This is a genomic window from Bradyrhizobium sp. USDA 3315 (genome assembly GCF_054056795.1).
Map to the genome: position 1 here is coordinate 2,199,309 of NZ_JBSRYP010000001.1, position 20,380 is coordinate 2,219,688.

General features: G+C 65.2%; 18 protein-coding genes. 8 read left to right on the top strand and 10 right to left on the bottom strand.

Going from position 1 to position 20,380, the window contains the following annotated elements:
- Window positions 1–162 precede the first annotated feature (162 nt).
- From dapF to ACVIYL_RS10210, 3 genes are all read left to right on the top strand, one after another.
- On the top strand, window positions 163–1,047 hold the full coding sequence (gene dapF / locus ACVIYL_RS10200; protein WP_456778437.1) for a diaminopimelate epimerase: 885 nt from the start codon (window positions 163–165) through the stop codon (window positions 1,045–1,047).
- A gap of 18 nt (window positions 1,048–1,065) precedes the next feature.
- Window positions 1,066–2,340 carry a tRNA (N(6)-L-threonylcarbamoyladenosine(37)-C(2))-methylthiotransferase MtaB gene (mtaB, locus tag ACVIYL_RS10205; protein ID WP_456778438.1) on the top strand — a complete coding sequence of 425 codons (1,275 nt, stop codon included), beginning with the start codon at window positions 1,066–1,068 and terminating at the stop codon, window positions 2,338–2,340.
- A 108-nt stretch (window positions 2,341–2,448) separates the two neighbouring features.
- Window positions 2,449–3,534 carry an IS4 family transposase gene (locus ACVIYL_RS10210; protein WP_253604643.1) on the top strand — a complete coding sequence of 362 codons (1,086 nt, stop codon included), beginning with the start codon at window positions 2,449–2,451 and terminating at the stop codon, window positions 3,532–3,534.
- Between the two features lie 418 nt (window positions 3,535–3,952).
- Here ACVIYL_RS10210 and ACVIYL_RS10215 read toward each other — a convergent pair whose 3' ends face one another.
- Complete coding sequence (locus ACVIYL_RS10215; protein WP_253605469.1) at window positions 3,953–5,092, bottom strand: DUF2336 domain-containing protein; 1,140 nt, start codon at window positions 5,090–5,092, stop codon at window positions 3,953–3,955.
- A gap of 204 nt (window positions 5,093–5,296) precedes the next feature.
- On the bottom strand, window positions 5,297–5,998 hold the full coding sequence (locus tag ACVIYL_RS10220) for an RluA family pseudouridine synthase (protein ID WP_028336290.1): 702 nt from the start codon (window positions 5,996–5,998) through the stop codon (window positions 5,297–5,299).
- Window positions 5,999–6,047: 49 nt separating this feature from the next.
- Here ACVIYL_RS10220 and ftsY point away from each other — a divergent pair, with 49 nt between their 5' ends.
- Together ftsY and ACVIYL_RS10230 are read left to right on the top strand one after the other, a co-directional pair.
- A complete protein-coding gene (ftsY, locus tag ACVIYL_RS10225) occupies window positions 6,048–6,995 on the top strand; it encodes a signal recognition particle-docking protein FtsY (RefSeq protein WP_456778439.1) in 948 nt (315 codons plus the stop codon).
- A gap of 61 nt (window positions 6,996–7,056) precedes the next feature.
- Window positions 7,057–7,659, top strand: coding sequence for a septation protein A (locus ACVIYL_RS10230; RefSeq protein ID WP_038384708.1), 603 nt, complete (start codon window positions 7,057–7,059; stop codon window positions 7,657–7,659).
- A gap of 222 nt (window positions 7,660–7,881) precedes the next feature.
- On the opposite strand, the gene ACVIYL_RS10235 is transcribed toward ACVIYL_RS10230, so the two are convergent.
- The 5 genes from ACVIYL_RS10235 to ccmA form a co-directional block, all read right to left on the bottom strand.
- On the bottom strand, window positions 7,882–8,475 hold the full coding sequence (locus tag ACVIYL_RS10235; RefSeq protein ID WP_057020936.1) for a DsbE family thiol:disulfide interchange protein: 594 nt from the start codon (window positions 8,473–8,475) through the stop codon (window positions 7,882–7,884).
- Window positions 8,472–8,651 carry a heme exporter protein CcmD gene (gene ccmD / locus ACVIYL_RS10240; RefSeq protein WP_092087034.1) on the bottom strand — a complete coding sequence of 60 codons (180 nt, stop codon included), beginning with the start codon at window positions 8,649–8,651 and terminating at the stop codon, window positions 8,472–8,474. The genes ACVIYL_RS10235 and ccmD overlap by 4 nt, the downstream gene beginning before the upstream one ends.
- A 4-nt stretch (window positions 8,652–8,655) precedes the next feature.
- Window positions 8,656–9,444: a heme ABC transporter permease gene (locus tag ACVIYL_RS10245; RefSeq protein WP_456778440.1), complete on the bottom strand. Its 789-nt coding sequence runs from the start codon at window positions 9,442–9,444 to the stop codon at window positions 8,656–8,658.
- Window positions 9,445–9,519: 75 nt separating this feature from the next.
- Window positions 9,520–10,188 (bottom strand): heme exporter protein CcmB, encoded by a 669-nt coding sequence (ccmB, locus tag ACVIYL_RS10250; protein ID WP_168857728.1) that lies wholly within the window; start codon window positions 10,186–10,188, stop codon window positions 9,520–9,522.
- Entirely contained in the window at window positions 10,185–10,787 is a 603-nt protein-coding gene (gene ccmA, locus ACVIYL_RS10255; protein WP_456778441.1) for a heme ABC exporter ATP-binding protein CcmA, read from the bottom strand. The genes ccmB and ccmA overlap by 4 nt, the downstream gene beginning before the upstream one ends.
- A 240-nt stretch (window positions 10,788–11,027) precedes the next feature.
- On the opposite strand from ccmA, the gene acnA reads away from it, so the two are divergent.
- The 3 genes from acnA to ACVIYL_RS10270 all read left to right on the top strand — a co-directional run bounded on the left by acnA (window position 11,028) and on the right by ACVIYL_RS10270 (window position 15,635).
- On the top strand, window positions 11,028–13,748 hold the full coding sequence (acnA, locus tag ACVIYL_RS10260) for an aconitate hydratase AcnA (RefSeq protein WP_456778442.1): 2,721 nt from the start codon (window positions 11,028–11,030) through the stop codon (window positions 13,746–13,748).
- A 226-nt stretch (window positions 13,749–13,974) separates the two neighbouring features.
- Window positions 13,975–14,736, top strand: a complete 762-nt coding sequence (locus ACVIYL_RS10265) for a DUF1223 domain-containing protein (RefSeq protein WP_057020930.1) — start codon at window positions 13,975–13,977, stop codon at window positions 14,734–14,736.
- A 527-nt stretch (window positions 14,737–15,263) separates the two neighbouring features.
- Complete coding sequence (locus ACVIYL_RS10270) at window positions 15,264–15,635, top strand: DUF2794 domain-containing protein (RefSeq protein ID WP_028336300.1); 372 nt, start codon at window positions 15,264–15,266, stop codon at window positions 15,633–15,635.
- A gap of 381 nt (window positions 15,636–16,016) precedes the next feature.
- Here the strand turns inward: ACVIYL_RS10270 and ACVIYL_RS10275 are convergent, their stop codons facing one another.
- From ACVIYL_RS10275 to ACVIYL_RS10285, 3 genes are all read right to left on the bottom strand, one after another.
- Window positions 16,017–16,808: a Bax inhibitor-1/YccA family protein gene (locus ACVIYL_RS10275; RefSeq protein WP_021078796.1), complete on the bottom strand. Its 792-nt coding sequence runs from the start codon at window positions 16,806–16,808 to the stop codon at window positions 16,017–16,019.
- A gap of 234 nt (window positions 16,809–17,042) precedes the next feature.
- Entirely contained in the window at window positions 17,043–19,613 is a 2,571-nt protein-coding gene (locus ACVIYL_RS10280) for an ABC transporter permease (RefSeq protein WP_456778443.1), read from the bottom strand.
- Window positions 19,610–20,329, bottom strand: coding sequence for an ABC transporter ATP-binding protein (locus ACVIYL_RS10285; protein ID WP_074125617.1), 720 nt, complete (start codon window positions 20,327–20,329; stop codon window positions 19,610–19,612). Before ACVIYL_RS10285 ends, ACVIYL_RS10280 begins: the two co-directional genes overlap by 4 nt.
- Window positions 20,330–20,380: the final 51 nt, after the last annotated feature.

The window sequence follows — 20,380 nt, forward strand, 5'->3', positions numbered from 1 at the left end:
CCCAGACGGCCGCTCGATCTGTCCCGGCGCGCGGTCCGCGAGGTGCGATATTCCTAACACGCAAGTTCTGCATTCGTCCCATGACAGATGTGTCATGGGGCCATTCAGGCTGGCTAACTGGCCACCACTCGCCATATAACCGGGCAGAATTTGGGAAAATCGATGAGCGCGCTCGCCAATCACGCATTCGCCAAGATGAACGGCATCGGCAACGAGATCGTCGTCGTCGACCTGCGCGATTCAGCGGCACAAGGTCGGGCACAGGTGTCGGCGGCGGAGGCGCGCGCCGTGGCTTCGCCGGCGGGCGTGCCCTATGACCAGCTGATGGTGCTGCAGCCGCCTCGGCTCGACGGCACCGAAGCGTTCATCTCGATCTATAACAATGACGGCTCGGAGGCCGGGGCCTGCGGCAACGGCATGCGCTGCGTGGTGCGGCGGATCTTCGAGAAGACCGGCCAGACATCAGTGACGTTCCAGACCCGCGCCGGCCTGCTCAATTGCTGGCAGGGGCCGGCGCCCGATCTCTACACCGTCGACATGGGCGCGCCGAAGTTCGGCTGGCAGGACATTCCGCTGGCTGAGGAATTTCGCGACACCCGCTACATCGAGCTGCAGGTCGGGCCGATCGACAATCCGGTGTTGCATTCGCCCTCGGTGGTCTCGATGGGCAATCCGCATGCGATCTTCTGGGTCGATGACGTCAATGCCTACGATCTCGAACGTTTCGGCCCGCTGCTGGAAAACCACCCGATCTTTCCGGAGCGCGCCAACATCACGCTCGCCCATATCGTCGATCGCGACCACATCACGATCCGCACCTGGGAACGCGGCGCCGGCCTCACCAGAGCGTGCGGCTCGGCGGCCTGCGCGACGGCGGTCGCGGCGGCGCGGCTGAAGCGTGCCAATCGCAGCGTCGAGATCACGCTGCCCGGCGGCAAGCTCGGCATCGAGTGGCGCGAGCGCGACGATCACGTGCTGATGACCGGCACCGCCGATTTCGAGTATGAGGGCCGCTTCGATCCGGCGCTGTTCGCCAGCGTCGCTTGATTGGGCGTGAGATCGGTTATGGGCGTCGATGTCGTCACCTTTGGCTGCCGCCTCAATTCCTTCGAATCTGAGGTGATCCGCCGCGAGGCGGAGCAGGCGGGGCTTTCGGACACCATCGTCATCAACAGTTGCGCCGTCACCAACGAGGCGGTGGCGCAGGCGCGGCAATCGATCCGCAAGCTGAAACGCGAACGCCCGCATGCGCGCATCGTCGTCACCGGCTGTGCGGCGCAGACGCAAAGTCGGATGTTCGCCGAGATGGCCGAGGTCGATCGCGTCGTCGGCAATGACGAGAAGATGCGTGGCGACGCCTGGCAGGCGACGCGTGCAGCTTTCGAGGCGCCGTTCGGCATCGATGCGAGCGAGAAGGTCGCGGTCGCCGACATCATGGCGGTGACCGAGATGGCGCCGCATCTGCTCGACGGCTTCGAGCGCGGCCTGCCGCGCGTATTCGTTCAGGTGCAGAATGGCTGCGATCATCGCTGCACCTTCTGCATCATCCCCTACGGCCGCGGCAATTCGCGCTCGGTGCCGATGGGCGCGGTGGTCGATCAGGTCCGTGCGCTGGTCGAGCGCGGCCATGCCGAGATCGTGCTGACCGGCGTCGATCTCACGAGCTATGGCGCCGACCTGCCGGGCGCGCCAAAACTCGGCCAGTTGACCCGGCAGATCCTGCGCCATGTGCCCGAGCTGAAGCGGCTGCGCATCTCGTCGATCGATTCGATCGAAGCGGATCGCGACCTGCTCGATGTCATCGCCGACGATCCGCGACTGATGCCGCATCTGCATCTGTCGTTGCAGTCCGGCGACGACATGATCCTGAAGCGGATGAAGCGCCGCCATTCACGAAAGGACGCGATCGATTTCTGCGCGCAGGTCCGCCGGCTGCGGCCGGACATCGCTCTCGGCGCCGACATCATCGCGGGCTTCCCGACCGAGTCTGAAGCGATGTTCGTGCGTTCGCTCGATCTGGTCGCGGAGTGCGATCTCACCTTCCTGCACGTGTTTCCCTATTCGAAGCGCCCGGGAACACCCGCCGCGCGAATGCCGCAAGTTGCCGGCGGCGCGATCAAGGAGCGCGCCAGGCGGCTGCGCGCGGCAGGCGAAGCCGCGCTGCTGCGCCGGCTTGATGCCGACGTCGGCGCGACGCGCGAGGTGCTGATCGAGAGCGAGCGGCAGGGCCGCACCGAGCACTTCCTGCCGGTCGCGATCGAGAGAGAGGCGCCGGGCATCGTGCGCGCGATGACTATCCGCGGCCATGACGGTGCGCGGCTCATTGCATCGGGCTGCTGAGAAAGTTCGCTCCCATTGTCGTCCCGGCGCAGGCCCATAGGCGCTAAAATAGGATTTGCGCCTTGGATTCGCTTGTGATTCCAAGATGGAATGGCACACGAATCGCTTGTGAACAAAGATTGGGCGCGCGTTGTCGCCCGACTTGGCGGAGCCGAGGCTCTGAACATTAGCGCGCGCAAGACGAAGGCGTTTGTCCGTCCGCGGGAGATCAGCAATGCGGTCGACTTGCTGCGCCTGATCTTGGCTTATTGCCTTGGTGAGAAAGGGCTGCGGTTGACGGCGGCATGGGCCACGTCGGTTGGGCTTGTCGATATCTCCAACGTGGCTCTGTTGTATCGCTTACGTCAGTGCGGAGATTGGCTGGCAATCTTGGTCGAGCAGGCGCTTGCCGCCGCGGCGCCGAAGGCGAGCCGCGGTCGTCTGATCCGTATTGTTGACGCCACGACGGTCCCCAAGGCTGGGACGAGCGGCAGGAACAAGAACGCAGTGTGGCGTATCCATAGCGCGTTCGATCTTCCGCAGGAGCGCTTTGGTCACTTCGAACTGACCGATCAGCGAGCGGGCGAGACGCTGGATCGGATACCGGCGGTTGCCGGTGAGATCCGTCTTGCCGATCGCGCCTATCTGCAACCGGAGCGCATGGCGCATCTCGTCGATGCCGATGCGGACTTCGTGATCCGGGCCGGCTGGAAGAGCGCGCGCTGGCTCGATGCCGAAGGTAATCTTGTTGACCTCACTGCCGAACTGCGCAACGCCTCGGCGCGTGGCCTGATCGATCGGCCGATTTGGATAAAGCGCAAGTCAGGTGCGCCGCCGCTCGCAGTGCGTCTGGTTGCCGCGAAGAAGCCGGCGCAAGCTGCTGCGGCTGCGCGACGCAAGGCGCGCCGGACTGCACAAAAGGGAGGTCATCAGCTCTCCAGGCAAACACTTGACGCCGCAGATTGGGTGATCCTGGTGACCTCACTCAGGCCAGAGGACTTCACGACTGCAGATATCCTCGCCCTCTATCGGCTGCGATGGCGCATTGAGCTCGGCTTCAAGCGGCTGAAAAGCCTGATTGGCCTGAAGGGACCTCCCGGAACCGACGAGCGGTCCGCCAGACCCCATATCCTCGCTCATCTGCTGATCATTCTATTGCTCGAGCCGCTCGTCGACGAACTCGAAGACTCTCCCCGCTTGGCCGACGCCGCCTGACCCACCCAGTGACGTGGCGTCTGCTGCGCCAGCTCGTAGCTTCGCTACGGCAAGCGATCATTCCACAGCCCGCAATCGCTCTACTCTGCAGAGCCAGTCACGCTCTCCGGCGACATCTACGCGAGCCACCCAGACATAAGCGCCACTATCAGACTATGATCAAACTATCTTAGCGCCTATGGGCGCAGGCCGGGACCCATTACCCCAGATCTCAATTGCTGAGCGACGCTGGGGCCGCGATCTCGCACGGTCACCGAATGCGGTGGTTATGGGTCCCGGCCTGCGCCGGGACGACGAATGTGGGGAGTCGCGCATGGCGCTTCCGGAGCAGCGGATCGCCGGCATTCGCGGGTGATGACACTGAACCAGCTGTTTGACGGGTTGCTCGATACCCATCGCGTCATCGTGCATGACGCACTCAGTGCGTGCGCCCGCCCAGCCTTGCCGGCTGCGACGCGCGAACCTGCCAGAACCGCAGCAGGCGATCGGCGTTTTCGCGGGTCAATTTCGTGAACTGGCTCTTCGCATGGGCGAGTTCGACCGGTCCCATGGAGCCGGTGGTATAGCGACATTCCATTACCGCGGCGGTGGTGTCCCAACTCAGGCCTGCCGCCCGGCACGGCACCAGCAGGCCTTCACTGCGCAGGCTTTGCATCAAGGAGCGGATCACCTCGATGTTCGACTGCGCAAGATACGCCAGCGCAACGATGGTCTCTTCATATTTTCGCTGCCTGGCGAAACCGAGCAGTGAGGCTTCGTTGAGCTTGCCGTCGTCCTTCAGCTTCGCGACGTGGTGCTTGGCCGCGGTGAAGTCGCGGACTTGCGACATGTCGCGCTCGACGCCGGCGGCGACCGCTGCGATCGCATGCCGGATTTCTTCGAACAGATAGGGCGGGGCGCGTTCCAGCAGACGGCCGCGAACCTCTTCCGTCGCGCGGCGCAGGAGTTGAAGGCGGAGCTCCGACGGCAGGTCCGCGCGAATGCCGGTCTCGACCGCAAGGACCGGATCGTGCTCGGCCTGCGCGAGGATGACGGCAAATCCGCCCGGCGATACTTTGGCGCCGGGATTGGTGACCAGGCGGTGGCTCACGCTCGCAAAGCGACGCGCCAGAAGCGCGTCAGTGACGGCCTCCTTCAGCCACCAGCGGCCGGCGACGGCGAGCAGATGCTGCTCGCTCTTGGTCCGTGCGATCTCGACCAGATCGTCCGCGCTGAGCCGCGACGATTCCTGCAGGATCGGCCGCGCGATCCTGATCTCGTCATTGCTGGCGAGACGGCGAATGATCGCGGGCGGTGCCTGGGCGACCGGTGCGAGCTGCTCGCTGATGTCGGTGAGCGCCATCCGGGCGCTGATGTCGGCGAGCGCGCGCAACTCGATGGTCTTCACCAGACGCTCGAGCACGTTGTCGAACAGCTCGATCTGTTCGCTGTTGAACTTGCCGGCGGATGCGAGGAAGAGGCTGGTGACGCGCCTTGCCGTGGCCAGGCATTTATCGGCGGAGCCCGCGCGTATCGCAGCCTCGACCTCGTCGACAATTGCTTGTCCATCATTCAGCATTGCTCGTCCTGAGCCGTCGCGGCGCGCTTTTCTAAGCCGCCTTCAGGACTAGCGGATGGGCCTGAATGTTCCGTAAAGGATAATTCTCCGTAAAATCACGGAGGCTAAAGCGCGATGAGGTTGGGCTGGATCGTCATCGCGCTTTAGCTCTTTGTTTGAGCATAATCTTTTCGGAAAACCGCTTTGCACTTTTCCGGATCATGCTTAGTCGCCGTTCCAGCCGCAGGCCCTGAGCCGCTCCCGCATGTGTTCGGGTGCCGGCGCGACCACATGCACCGGGTCCTTGTTCCTGGAGATCGGGATGCCGATCTCGCGGGAATGCAGATGCAGGGTCGGCTCACCGAAGCGCGGACCATTGCCATAGATATTGTCGCCGACGATCGGCCAGCCCATCGCCGCCGAATGCACCCGCAGCTGATGGGTGCGGCCGGTGACCGGCTCCATCGCGAGCCAGGTGAGGCCATCGCCACGCCCCAGCACCTTCCAGTTGGTGATCGCCTTCTGGCCATCCGGGTCCGGCTTCTGCCACCAGCCGCGCTCGGCGTTGAGCCGGCCGAGCGGCATGTCGATGGTGCCTTCATCCTCGGCAGGGCCGCCCTCGACCACGGTCCAATAGGTCTTCGAGATCTTGCTGTGCTTGAACAACAGCCCGAGCGAGGCGGTTGCCTTGCGGTGACGTCCCAGGACGAGGCAGCCCGAGGTGTCCTTGTCCAGCCGATGCGCCAGCACCGGCGGCCGCGGCAGGCCGAACCGCAGCGCGTCGAACGAGGCCTCCAGATTGGGGCCGCCCTTGGGACCGCGATGCACCGGCAGGCCGGCAGGCTTGTCGATCACCAGCATCAGGCCGTCGCGGTGGAGCACCCGGCCCAGGATTTCTTCCGCGGTTAGTTGGGGAACATCGATCAATTCGTCGAGACTTTCGTTTATGGGCCGAAACGGCTAACACGTCCGCGCCATGAACGATACCAGTGCGGGAACTCCAAAACAGAGCTGGTGGCAGCGGCTGAAGGGCGGCCTGAAGCGGACCTCGAGTTCGATCGGGACCGCGGTCGCCGACCTCGTCACCAAGCGCAAGCTCGATTCGGCCATGCTCGATGACATCGAGGATGTGCTGCTGCGCGCCGATCTCGGTACCGATGTCGCGGTCCGCATTGCGGAGGCTGTCGGCAAGGGGCGCTACGACAAGGCGATCTCGGCCGACGAGGTCAAGGACGTCGTCGCGACCGAGGTCGAGAAGGTGCTGTCGCCGGTGGCGAAGCCGCTCGAGATCGATACCGCGAAGCAGCCGTTCGTCATCTTGGTGGTCGGCGTCAACGGCTCCGGCAAGACCACGACGATCGGCAAGCTGGCCGCGAAATTCTCCGCCGAGGGCCGCAAGGTCATGCTGGCCGCCGGCGACACCTTCCGCGCCGCGGCGATCGAGCAGCTCAAGGTTTGGGGCGAGCGCACCAAGTCGCCGGTCATATCAGGCGCCCAGGGCTCGGATTCGGCGAGCCTTGCCTTCAGCGCGCTGACCGCGGCCAAGGAGCAGCAGCGCGACGTGCTGCTGATCGACACCGCCGGCCGCCTGCAGAACAAGTCCGAGCTGATGAACGAGCTGGAAAAGGTCGTGCGCGTCATCAGGAAGGTCGATGCGTCGGCGCCGCACGCGGTGCTGCTCGTGCTCGACGCCACGGTGGGACAAAATGCGTTGTCGCAAGTCGAGGCGTTTCATCGTACGGCAGGCGTCACGGGGCTCGTGATGACCAAGCTTGACGGCACGGCGCGCGGCGGCATCCTTGTCGCGCTGTCGGAGAAGCACAAGCTGCCGGTGCATTTCATCGGCGTCGGCGAAGGCGTCGAGGACCTCGCGCCCTTCGCGGCGAAGGATTTTGCCAAGGCAATTGCTGGAATCGAGGCATGACCCCGAAAAGTGGACACCGGTTTTCGGATCGGGTCATGCCTCAAATCAAAGTAGAGAGTTGATGGACAAGACCCAGCCGCATCCGCTGTTCAAGCTGGCGACCGAACTCGGGCCACTGCTCGTGTTCTTTATCGCCAACGCCAAGTACCATCTGTTCGTCGCGACCGGCGCGTTCATGGTGGCGATCGTGGCCGCGATGATCGCATCCTATGTGGTGACCAGGCACGTGCCGATCATGGCGCTGGTGACCGGCGCGATCGTCTTGGTGTTCGGCACGCTGACGCTGGTGCTGCACGACGAGACCTTCATCAAGGTCAAGCCGACCATCATCTACGGGCTGTTCGCGGCCGTGCTCGGCGGCGGGCTGTTGTTCGGCCGGTCCTTCATCGCCATCATGTTCGACCAGGTGTTCAACCTGACGCCGCAGGGCTGGCGCATCCTCACCATGCGCTGGGCGCTGTTCTTCGCCGGCATGGCGGTGCTCAACGAGCTCGTCTGGCGCACGCAGACCACCGATTTCTGGGTGAACTTCAAGGTGTTCGGCGTGACGCCGCTGACCATGATCTTCGCCATCGCCCAGATGCCGCTGACCAAGCGCTATCACCTCGAGCCGGTCTCGCTGGAGGCGAGCGAGGCCGACGCGGGCGACGTGCGGAAGGGGTGATCAGCACTCTGCTCCCTCGCCCCGCTCTCTTGTCCGCCGAAGCCCGCCTTCGGGCGAAGGCGGATGCGGGGAGAGGGTTGGGGTGAGGGGTCTCTCCACGGATAGGCTCGGAGTTTGTTACAAACACCGTCCAAAGTCCCTCACCCGAAATTCCTGCTTCGCGCGAATTTCGACCTCTCCCCGTAAAGGACGGGGAGAGGGAGGGCCAATAAGCCGCTGTCGCTAGCTGCCCGCCGCGAGCGCCTTCTCGATCTCGGCCTTGAGCACGCGGTTGACGTTGTCCGGCGTCACCGGGCCGACCAGCTTGTAGACGATGGTACCCTCGCGCCCGACCAGGAAGGTCTCGGGCACGCCATAAACGCCCCATTCGATCGAGGCGCGGCCGTTGCCGTCGACGCCGACGATGCCGAATGGATTGCCGTAGCGGCCGAGGAAGCGCCGGGCATTCTCGGGCGAGTCCTTGTAGTTGATGCCGATGATCTGGAAGCGCTTGTCCTTGCCGAGCTCGGTCAGCAGCGGCGCCTCGTCGTGGCAGGGCACGCACCACGACGCCCAGACATTGACTACCGAGACCTTGCCCTTGAAGGCGGCGGGATCGAGACCGGGGACAGGCGCGCCGTCCCGCACCAGGCCGTCGAGCGCGGGCAGCGCGGTCTGCGGCGCCGGCCGGCCGATCAGCGCCGACGGGATTTTCGAGGGATCGCCGCCATAGAGCCGCAGCAGGAACAGCCCGGCGAGGCCGAGGAAGATCAGCAGCGGCAGCACCACCAGCAGGCGGCGTGCTTGCGGCGGGCTGTTGGTCGCCTGATCGCTCATCCTATATCCGCCGCACTGCGGCCGGAGCGGCGCGTCACGCCGCTGGCCTCGATCTCCCTGAGACGCGCCTGTTGCCGGCGATAGTCGGCGATGATCCAGACGATCAGCAGCAGCACAACCGCCGCGACCAGCGCGTAGGACGTCACGATGAAGGAGGCGTAGGGACCAAGCGCCATCGTATCACGCCGCTCCAATTTCGTTTGACGCGGTTGCTTGCGAACCGCCGCCCACCTCGCTCGTGAACGAGACGCGGCTCGCCTGCATCATCTGCAGGCTGCGCACGCGCCGGCGCAGGATCTCGTTGCGCATCGCCGCCAGGTGCAAGGTGATGAACAGCAGCGAGAACGCGATCGCCATCACCAGCAGCGGCCACAGGAACGCCTTGTCGAGCGTCGGCCCGCCGGCGCGAAACACCGAGGCCGGCTGATGCAGCGTGTTCCACCAGTCGACCGAGAACTTGATGATCGGGATGTTGATCGCGCCTACCAGCGTGAGCACCGCCGCCGCCCGCGCCGCACGCGACGGGTCCTCCACCGCGCGCCACAGCGCCATCAGGCCGAGATACATCAGGAACAGGATCAAGACCGAGGTCAGGCGTGCATCCCACTCCCAATAGGTGCCCCACATCGGCCGGCCCCACAGCGAGCCGGTGACGAGCGCAAGGAAGGTGAAGGCGGCGCCGATCGGAGCTGCGGCTTTCGCGGCGACGTCGGCGAGCGGATGCCGCCACACGAGGGTGCCGAGCGCGGCCACGCTCATGACGCCCCAGACGAACATCGACAGCCACGCATTCGGCACGTGGATGAACATGATCTTGACCGTCGCGCCCTGCTGGTAGTCGTCGGGCGCCATCGCCGACTGGTAGAGCCCGATCGCGAGCAGGATCGCGGTCACGCCCGCGAGCCACGGCAGCATGCGCGCGGTCAGCGCCAGAAACTTGGTCGGATTGGCGAGGTCGGTCAGCGTCATGGCACCCTGATAATCGTCCGATGTGTCGCAGGCAATCGGCCGATCTCCTCCCGGCGAGATTTGATCGGGCTCATTTCAGTCCAGCCCGTGCCGCAGGCTCGCGGCGGCGGCAAAGGGGCCGATCACGAGGCTGGCAAGTGACAGCGCGCAGAGGATCGAGAATGGTGTTCCAAAGGGCAGGGGGCCCGATATCGCCGCCTGTGAGGCCGCAACCCCGAAGATCAGCACCGGGATCGACAGCGGCAGCACCAGCACCGCCAGCAATAGCCCGCCGCGATGCAGCGTCACCGCCAGGGCCGCGCCGATCATGCCGGTGAAGGTCAGCGCCGGTGTTCCCGCCAGCAGCGTTGCGGCGACCGCGAGCGTCGCGGTGCCGTCGAGATTGAGCAGCAGGCCGAGCACCGGGGTTGCGATGATCAGCGGCAGGCCGGCGGCGAGCCAATGCGCCAGCGCCTTGGCGGCGCAGGCGAGCTCCAGCGGCGTCCGGCTCATCACGATGAGGTCGAGCGAGCCGTCCTCGTGGTCGGCCGTGAACAGGCGGTCGAGCGTGAGCAGGCTCGCCAGCAACGCGCCGAGCCAGAGGATGGCGGGGCCGAGCCGCGACAGCAGCGCGAGATCCGGGCCCACCGCGAACGGCATCAGCACCGTGACGGTGAGGAAGAACAGCACGCCGATCAGCGCGCCGCCGCCGACGCGCAGCGCGATGCGGATGTCGCGCCGGATCAAGGCGCCAAGCGCGCTCATGCCGCGCCTCCCATCCGCAGATCACGCGCATCGATGCCGAGCGGCAGATGCGTCGCCGCGACGATCAGGCCGCCGCCGGCGAGATGGTCGCGCATCAGGTCGACGAACAGCGCCTGTCCGGCTGCATCGAGCGCCGATGTCGGCTCGTCCAGCAGCCATACCGGCCGCCGCACCGAGAGCAGGCGCGCGATCGACAGGCGGCGGCGCTGGCCGGCGGAGAGGTAGGCCGCCGGTAGATGGGCGGCGTGGTCGAGCGCCATCGCTGCAAGGCAGCGGCCGGCGTCCTGCGTCTCGCCGCCGAGGAATTCCCGCCAGAAGGACAGATTTTCCGCAACGCTCAGCGCCGGCTTCAGGGCGTCGCGGTGGCCGAGATAGTGGGCCTGCTCGGGCAGGCTGAGCTCGGCGTCGCCGCCTTCGAGCGCGACCACACCCTCGGCGGGAACCAATAGCCCGGCGAGGACGCGCAGCAGCGAGGTCTTGCCGGCGCCGTTGGGGCCGGTGATGGCGAGCGCCTCGCCTGACGTGGCCGACAGATCGAGGCCGGAAAACACCTCGCGTCCGCCGCGCACGCATTTCAGATTTCGTCCCGAGAGCCGCATGGTTCGTCTTGTCACAGCCCTCTGAAATCTTTCGCTACCGCGTGAGAATTTTTGGGTCGCGCAACGCTGTCGCACGCTTGTCGGTGTGGCGGCGCTTCTAGAAAGGTTCTATAAGCCCGGAACTTGATGCAGCACACACGATCGGCGGCCGCAACCCACCCCAGGCCATCCCTTGGCCAGTGTCGATCGCCGGTGTTTAGTTACCCTTGCCGGGTATAACTGAGAATTGGGATTCCTCGCATGACCTCGCTCGACAGCTTCAAATGCCGCAAGACCCTGAAGGTCGGCGGCAAGTCCTACGTCTATTACAGCCTGCCCCAGGCAGAGAAGAACGGACTGAAGGGGATTTCGAAGCTGCCGTATTCGATGAAGGTTCTGCTGGAGAACCTGCTGCGCAACGAGGACGGCCGCACCGTCAAGAAGGAAGACATCGTTGCGGTGTCGAAGTGGCTGAAGAAGCGCCAGCTCGAGCACGAAATCGCGTTCCGCCCAGCGCGCGTCCTGATGCAGGATTTCACCGGCGTCCCGGCCGTGGTCGACCTCGCGGCGATGCGCAACGCGATGCAGAACCTCGGCGGCGATGCCGAGAAGATCAACCCGCTGGTGCCGGTCGATCTCGTCATCGACCACTCGGTTATCGTCAACTTCTTCGGTGACAACAAGGCGTTCGCGAAGAACGTCACCGAGGAATACAAGCAGAACCAGGAGCGCTACGAGTTCCTGAAGTGGGGCCAGAAGGCGTTCTCGAACTTCTCGGTGGTGCCGCCCGGCACCGGCATCTGCCACCAGGTCAACCTCGAATATCTCGCGCAGACGGTGTGGACCAAGAAGGAGAAGATGACGGCCGGCCGGAAGACCGGCACCTTCGAGGTCGCCTATCCCGACTCGCTGGTCGGCACCGACTCGCACACCACGATGGTCAACGGCCTCGCCGTGCTCGGCTGGGGCGTCGGCGGCATCGAGGCGGAGGCCTGCATGCTCGGCCAGCCGCTGTCGATGCTGCTGCCCGAAGTGGTCGGCTTCAAGCTCAAGGGCCAGCTCAAGGAAGGCGTGACCGCCACCGACCTCGTGCTGACCGTCACCCAGATGCTGCGCAAGCTCGGCGTGGTCGGCAAGTTCGTCGAGTTCTTCGGCCCGGGCCTCGACTATCTCTCGGTCGCGGACAAGGCGACCATCGGCAACATGGCGCCCGAATATGGCGCGACCTGCGGCTTCTTCCCGGTCGACGCCGCGACCATCGATTACCTGAAGACCTCGGGCCGCAAGGCCGATCGCGTCAAGCTGGTGCAGTCCTACGCCAAGGCGCAGGGCCTGTTCCGTACCGCCAAGTCGACTGACCCGGTGTTCACCACCACGCTGACGCTCGACCTCGGCGACGTCGTGCCGTCGATGGCCGGACCGAAGCGCCCCGAAGGCCGCATCGCGCTGCCGGCGGTGTCGACCGGTTTCGCGACCGCGCTGGTCGGCGAATACAAGAAGCCCGAGGGCGAGCAGAAGCGTTATGCGGTCGAGGGCCGTGACTTCGATCTCGGCCATGGCGACGTCGTGATCGCGGCGATCACCTCCTGCACCAACACCTCGAATCCGAGCGTGCTGATCGGTGCCGGCCTGCTGGCGCGCAAGGCGGCCGCCAAGGGCCTCAAGGCCAAGCCGTGGGTGAAGACCTCGCTCGCGCCGGGCAGCCAGGTGGTGGCGGAGTATCTCGCCAATTCTGGCCTGCAGGCCGATCTCGACAAGGTCGGCTTCAACCTCGTCGGCTTCGGCTGCACGACCTGCATCGGCAATTCCGGCCCGCTGCCGGAAGACATCTCGAAGTCAATCAACGAAAACGGCATCGTCGCCGCCGCCGTGCTGTCAGGTAACCGCAACTTCGAAGGCCGCGTCTCGCCCGACGTGCAGGCGAACTACCTCGCCTCGCCGCCGCTCGTCGTCGCGCATGCGCTCGCCGGCACCGTGACCAAGGATCTCGCGGTTGAGCCGCTCGGCATCGGCAAGGACGGCAAGCCGGTGTTCCTCAAGGACATCTGGCCGACCGCCAAGGAGATCAACGCCTTCATGAAGAAGTACGTCACCGCGACGATCTTCAAGAAGAAGTACGCCGACGTGTTCAAGGGCGATACTAACTGGCGCAAGATCAAGACCACGGAAAGCGAGACCTATCGCTGGAACATGAGCTCGACCTATGTGCAGAACCCGCCCTATTTCGAAGGCATGAAGAAGCAGCCCGATCCGGTCACGGACGTGGTCGACGCGCGGATCCTCGCGATGTTCGGCGACAAGATCACCACCGACCACATCTCGCCGGCCGGTTCGATCAAGCTGACCTCGCCCGCCGGCAAGTTCCTCAGCGAGCACCAGGTGCGCCCCGCCGACTTCAACCAGTACGGCACGCGGCGCGGCAACCATGAAGTGATGATGCGCGGCACCTTCGCCAACATCCGCATCAAGAACTTCATGCTGAAGGGCGCGGACGGCAATATTCCGGAAGGCGGTTTGACCAGGCACTGGCCCGACGGCGAGCAGATGTCGATCTACGACGCCGCGATGAAGTACCAGCAGGAGAGCGTGCCGCTGGTGGTGTTCGCCGGCGCCGAATACGGCAACGGCTCGTCGCGCGACTGGGCCGCAAAGGGCACGCGCCTGCTCGGCGTGCGCGCGGTGATCTGCCAGAGCTTCGAGCGCATCCATCGCTCCAACCTGGTCGGCATGGGTGTGCTTCCGCTCACCTTCCAGGACGGCACGTCGTGGTCCTCGCTCGGCCTCAAGGGCGACGAGAAGGTCACGATCCGCGGGCTGCAGGGCGACCTGAAGCCGCGCCAGACGCTAACGGCCGAGATCGTCTCCGCTGACGGCGGCAAAAAGGATGTCCCGCTGCTCTGCCGCATCGATACGCTGGACGAGCTCGACTACTATCGCAACGGCGGCATCCTGCATTATGTGCTGCGCAAACTCGCGGCCTAAGGCCCCTTTGTTTGAGCATGGTCTGTCCGGAAAACCGCTTCACACTTTTCCGGACCATGCTCCAACGCGGATTTGTGATCGGTGCCTCACTGCTTAGTGAGTAGCGGCTAAAAAGAAGGCGGCCTATGAAAAGGCCGCTTTCTCGCGTTTTGGGGCACGCAAGTTCAGGGACAGACTTCATGCTCCGTACAATTACGGATGGAAATCATCACGACTGGTTCGCAGTATGACAGCGATGATGGCCTATAACTGTATCTCGCGATGGTCCAGCGCCCTTGGTATCTGCGCAATCGTCGCGATCATCCGCCCCGCCCACGCCGATCCGCGTGCCGTCGTCGAACTCTTCACCTCGCAGGGATGCTCGTCCTGTCCGCCCGCGGATAAGATCATCGGTGACCTCGCGAAGGACCCCAACGTCATCGCGCTGAGCATGCCGATCGACTATTGGGACTATCTCGGCTGGAAGGACACGCTGGCCGATTCCCGTTTCAGCGCGCGCCAGAAGGCCTATTCGCATGTTCGCGGCGACCGCGACGTCTACACGCCGCAAGCCGTGATCAATGGCTCCGCGCATGTGATCGGCAGCGATCGCGCCAGTATCGAGGACGCCATCAAGGACACCGAAAGGAGCGGCAGCGTGATGTCGGTGCCCGTGACGATGACGCTGAGCGGCAAGCAGATCAACGTGTCGGTCGCCGCATCGAAGTCGCCGGCCGTGTCGCGCGGCGAGGTCTGGATCTGCTCGATCTCGAAGTCGGTGCCGATCTCGATCGCGCGCGGCGAGAACCGCGGCCGCGAGATCACCTACCACAACGTCGTGCGCAATCTCCTCAAGGTCGGTGACTGGAACGGTTCGTCCGGGAGCTGGACCGTGCCGCTGGAGAACATCACGCGTGACGGTGTCGATGCTGCGGCGGTGTACGTCCAGGACGGCAACCGCGACAAGCCGGGCCCGATGCTCGGCGCTGCCTTCACCTCACTTCACTAGCGCCTCGCTGCGGTAAGGCGTGATGCGCTGGCTTCCGCCGGTCGCACGCATGTTTTCGTGCAGCCGCATGGCGACAAACCTGCATTCAGTGATCTGCCGAAAGGAAGGCGCCGGTGCTTGGCGCGCGCGTCTTGCTTGCGCAGGTCCCAAAACAAAAAGGACCAACTTTCGTTGGCCCAGTGTTGGGATTTGACTCCCCTGCGAACAGGCCCGATCCCGACGGCCCCGGGGGGCTGGGGGCTGAGGAATCCGGAACCGAAAGGACCGGGCCAACGCAGGATTTCCTTTTCGCAGGGCAGCGGGGCGGGCGATGGGCGGAAGTGGGGCAGCAATATGATTCCGCTAACGTTCCCGTGACTCTGCGGTTTTCCGGACAATCCGCCGCGTGCGGCGGTGGTTAAGGCCCGGTTGCATTGCGATTGGCCCCTTGCGGGTCCCCTCGCTTAGCGCGATCATGTCACTCTCGTGACGATCCCGGAGAGGGGCCTTCGGAACCCGACCGTCACCGAGGTGACAGGAGGCGCTCGATGAGTTTGATCTCGGAGGACACTGATCCGAGCGGGAGTCGTGCCGCGGCGCGCACCGCCGCCGCGACCCCTCAGCCTAACCGCGTGACATTCAATCGACTTGAGCTCAACCGCATTCTCAATCTCTACGGCCGCATGGTCGCCGACGGCGAGTGGCGCGACTATGCGATCGACTTCCTGAAGGATCGGGCCGTGTTCTCGGTGTTCCGGCGCGCATCCGAAATGCCGATCTACCGGATCGAGAAGGATCCCCGGCTTGCGCGCAAGCAGGGCATGTACAGCGTCATTTCCGCGACCGGCCTGATCCTCCGTCGTGGCCATGAACTCGAACGCGTGCTGTTCGTGATCGATCGCAAGCTGTCGCTGGTGTAAGCGCGTCAGGTCAGTCTGCTTGTAGCCCGGATGGAGCCAACGGGTCGCGCGAACGCGCGCCCGATGACAGGCTCCGCGGAATCCGGGGAAGCTGTACCCGCGTGGTAAGACCGTCCCGGATGTCGCTTCGCTCATCCGGGCTACAAATCCGCTGATCCGCCGACACAGTTGTGCCCGAGCTTCGTAGCCCGGAGGAGCCAACGGGTCGCACGAACGCGCCGATGGCAGGCTCCGCGTAATCCGGGGCCGTTGAAGCCGCGGATGAGCCTGTCCCGGATTTCGCTTGCGCTTCATCCGGGCTACGCCACATCTCGCCTCGCCCAAAAGAAAAACCCCGGCGGGATGGCCGGGGCTTGGATTTGATCGGCTCGCTCGAGGCGCTTAGTCACGCTGGCCGAGCAGCTGCAGGAGCAGCGTGAACAGGTTGATGAAGTTCAGGTAGAGCGACAGCGCACCAGTGATTGCCGCACGCTCTGCCATCACGCCACCCTGCGAGGCGTAGCCGTAGATGTAGTCGTTCTTCAGCCGCTGGGTGTCCCAGGCGGTGAGGCCCGCGAACACCAGCACGCCGACCACCGACACGATGAACTGCAGCGCCGAGCTCGCCAGGAACAGGTTGACCAGGCTCGCGATGATGATACCGATCAGACCCATGAACAGGAACGAGCCCATGCCGCTCATGTCACGCTTGGTGGTGTAGCCGTAGAGGCTCAGCGCACCGAACGTTGCCGCGGTGATGAAGAACACGCGCACGATCGAGGTGTGCGTGTACACCAGGAAGATCGACGACAGCGACAGACCCATCAGCGCCGAGAACACCCAGAACAGGAGTTGGGCGGTCGCGGGCTGCAGGCGGTTGATGCCGGCCGAGATGACGAACACCATCGCCAGAGGGGCGAGGATGAACAGCCACTTCAGCGGGCTCACGAACATCGCGTAGCCGAACTGCGTCAGATAGGCGTTGCCGAACTTGGCGACGGCGGCCGACTGGTCGGTCGTCACCGCACCCATGTAGACGCCGAGCGCGGCGAGGCCGGTGATGGCCAGGCCGATGCTCATGTAGTTGTAGATGCGCAGCATGTAGGCGCGCAGACCGGCGTCGACGGCCGCAGCGTCAATGCGCCCGGCGGCCCGGCCGAAAGGAGAAGCGTAGTTGCGGTCTAGGTCCGACATGGTCGAATTCCCGTGGTTGGTCCCGGTGGAGCGCAAGGGATTTGCGGCGCCGGTCGTAAATCTATCTCAGATGGCTCGGTTTGCGGAACATTAATTCCGTGTCATTCAAACCGACTATCCGACCCGATTGGTATGTGGGAAATTAACACATCCGACGCAAGCTTCCACGCGCGGCCGAATGTCGCTCTGCCCTAGCATCATAGGCAAAAACGGCGCTCGCGCCGCTACATTTTGTCACAAATTCCGCAACACTGAGGCCGGCTTCTGGTTTAGCGCGAGCAGCGTCCCGGCGAGCCCCAGTCCGACCGTGACGACCAGCGCGGCGACCACGACCAGCGCGGCGCTGCCGGCCTGCCAGATAAAACTCAGCGTCATCAGCCTAGTCACGATCAGCCAGGCCGCGATCGAGCCGGCGATCACCCCGAACACCGCGGTTGCAAAACCGATCATCAGATACTCCAGCGCGTAGGCGCCGAGCAGTCGCACCCGCGTGGCGCCGAGCGTCTTGAGAATCACGGCGTCATAGACGCGGTGGCGGTGTCCGGCGGCGAGCGCGCCGCCGAGCACCAGGATCGCGGAGATCAGCGTCACGGCGCTGGCGCCGCGGATCGCCAGCACCAGATTGCTGACCACGCTGCCGACCGTCTCCAGCGCCTCGCGGACCCGCACGCTGGTCACCATCGGGAACGCGTCGGCGACCTGCTTGATGATGCGCGCGTCGTCGGCGGAATCGGCGTGTGGTTCCGTCAGGGTCGCGACATGGCTGTGCGGCGCACCCCTGAAGGCATTCGGCGAGAACACCAGCACGAAATTGATGCCGAGGCCCTGCCAGTCGATGTTGCGCAGGTTGGCGATTTTCGCCGGCACGTCGCGTCCGAGCACGTTGACGACGATCTCGTCGCCGATCTTCAACGACAGGCCGTCGGCGATCTTCTTCTCCATCGAGACCAGCGGTGGCCCGCTGTAGTCCGGCCCCCACCATTCGCCCTCGACGATCTTCGAGCCCTTGGGAATTTCGCCGGTGTAGGTCAGGCCCCGGTCGCTCTGCAGCACCCACTCCGAATCGACCGACGGCTTGAGCTGGTCGGCCTTGACGCCGCGCGCGGCCACGATCCGTCCGCGCAGCATCGGTACATCCTCGACGGTCGAGCCGGCGGCGACCTTCGCCAGGAAGGCATTGAAGCGGTCGGCCTCGGTGGAGGGGATGTCGATGAAGAAGAACGACGGCGCCCGCTCCGGCAGGGCGGCCAGGAATTGCCGGCGCAGATTGCCGTCGATCTGGGTGATGGTAACGAGCACCGCCAGCCCGAGCCCCAGCGACAGCACCACCGACGGCGTCAGCGCGCCCGGCCGGTGGATGTTGGCGATCGCGAGCCGCAGCATGGTCATGCGGCTGCGCGGCAGCCGCCGCGCCACCGCCATCAGGAGCTCGGCGATTCCGCGCAGCAGCAGGAACACCGCGATCGACGAGGCGACGAACACGGCAGCGACCCGCTTGTCATAGGCAAGCCCGATCGCGACTCCGATCAGGAGCGCGATCACCGCGGCCATCAGCGCCAGATAGCTCCAGCGCGGGCGATGCCACTCGCTGGCGACGGTCTCGCGGAACAGCGCGGCGACCGGCACGTCATGGACACGGCCGAGCGGCCACAGCCCGAACGCCAGCGCGGTGAGCTGGCCGTAGAGGAAGGACAGCGCGAGCTCGTCGGGATGCAGCGCGGGCACCACCGGCAGCGGCAGCAGCTTGCCGAACAGGCCGACGATGACGAAGGGGAGCGCGGCGCCGAGCACGAGCCCGATCACCGAGCCGATCCCGGCCAGCACCACCACCTGCGTGCAGTAGATCGTGAAGACGTCGCGGCCGGTGGCGCCGAGCGCCTTGAACGAAGCGATGACGTCGCGGCGCCGGTCGATATGGCTCTTCACCGCGTTGGCGACGCCGACACCGCCGACCAGCAGCGCCGCGAGGCCGACCAGGGTCAGGAACTGGGTGAAGCGGTTGATGGTGCGCTCGAGCTGCGGCGAGGCATTGCTGCGGCTGCGGACCTCCCAGCCGGCCTCCGGCGCGGCGGTCCGCGCGCCGTCGATCAGCGCGGTGGTGGCGCGATCGTCGTTGGCGCCGTCAGGCAGCTTCACGCGGTAGATCCAGCGCACCAGGCTGCCCGGTTGCAGCAGGTCGGTGGCGTGCAGGCTGGCTTCGCTGACCAGGAAGCGCGGCCCGAGGCCGACGCCGCCGGCAAGCTTGTCGGGCTCGGCCACCACCACGCTGCGGATCTGGTAGGTCGCACTGCCGATGGTGACGCGGTCACCGAGCTTCAGGTCGAGCCGCGCCAGCAACGTCGAATCGGCGGCCGCGCCGTAGACGCCGTCGCGTTCGGCAAGCAGATCGGCGACCGGCATGTTCGGCTCGAGCGTCAGCTCGCCGAGCATCGGATATTTGCCGTCGACGGCCTTCAGCTCGACCAGCGCCAGCTTGCCGTCATTGCTGCGGGCCATCGCGCGCAGCGTGGCCGCGATCGAAACCTCGCCGCGCGTGCGCAGATAGGCGACCTCGTTGGGTTTGGCCTCGCGCGAGATCAGCGAGAATGCGACGTCGCCGCCGAGCAGCGTACGTCCCTCGCGGGACAGGCCGTCGCCAAGGCTCGCGGCGACCGAGCCGACGCCGGCAATCGCCATCACGCCGAGCGCGATGCAGGCGATGAACACGTAGAAGCCGCGCAGGCCGCCGCGCAATTCGCGCAGCGCATAACGGAAGGCAAGCGACGACGCGCGGCCCTGCACCGCGACTTCGGACGCGATGCTCATGTCGTGGATTGTCCGTCGATGCGGCCGGAGCGCAGCCGCACGACGCGGTCGCAGCGCTGCGCGAGCGCGAGATCGTGCGTCACCAGCACCAGCGTCATGCCGCGCTCGGCGTGCTTGGTGAACAGCAGGTCGACGATCTGCTTGCCTGTCGTCTCGTCGAGATTCCCGGTCGGCTCGTCGGCAACGAGGATCGCGGGATCGGGCGCGAGCGCGCGCGCGATCGCGACGCGCTGCTGCTCGCCGCCGGAGAGTTGCGTCGGATAATGATGCAGGCGCTCGCCGAGCCCGACCGATTGCAGCTCCTGCGCGGCGCGCGCAGCGGCATCGGGATTGCCGGCGAGCTCGAGCGGCACCGCCACGTTCTCCAGCGCCGTCATGGTCGGGATCAGATGGAATGACTGGAAGACGATGCCGACCTGGCGGCCGCGGAAGCGCGCCAGCGCATCTTCGTCGAGGGCATTGAACGAGGTGCCGTCGACGACCACTTCTCCACTGTCAGGACGTTCGAGCCCCGCCATTACCATCAGCAAGGTCGACTTGCCCGAGCCCGACGGGCCGATCAGGCCGATGGCCTCACCCGCTGCCACACGAAGGCTGATATCTTTGAGGATATGGACCCGTGCCGCGCCGGTGCCGAGCGAGAGATTGACGTTCCTGACGGCAATGGTGTCCGGCTCGACGTCGGTCAGTGAAGAGGATTCGATGAGACTGTCCATGGTTCGGTCATATGGCACTTCCGCGTCTGCGGTCGAGGGCCGGTTGAGAAT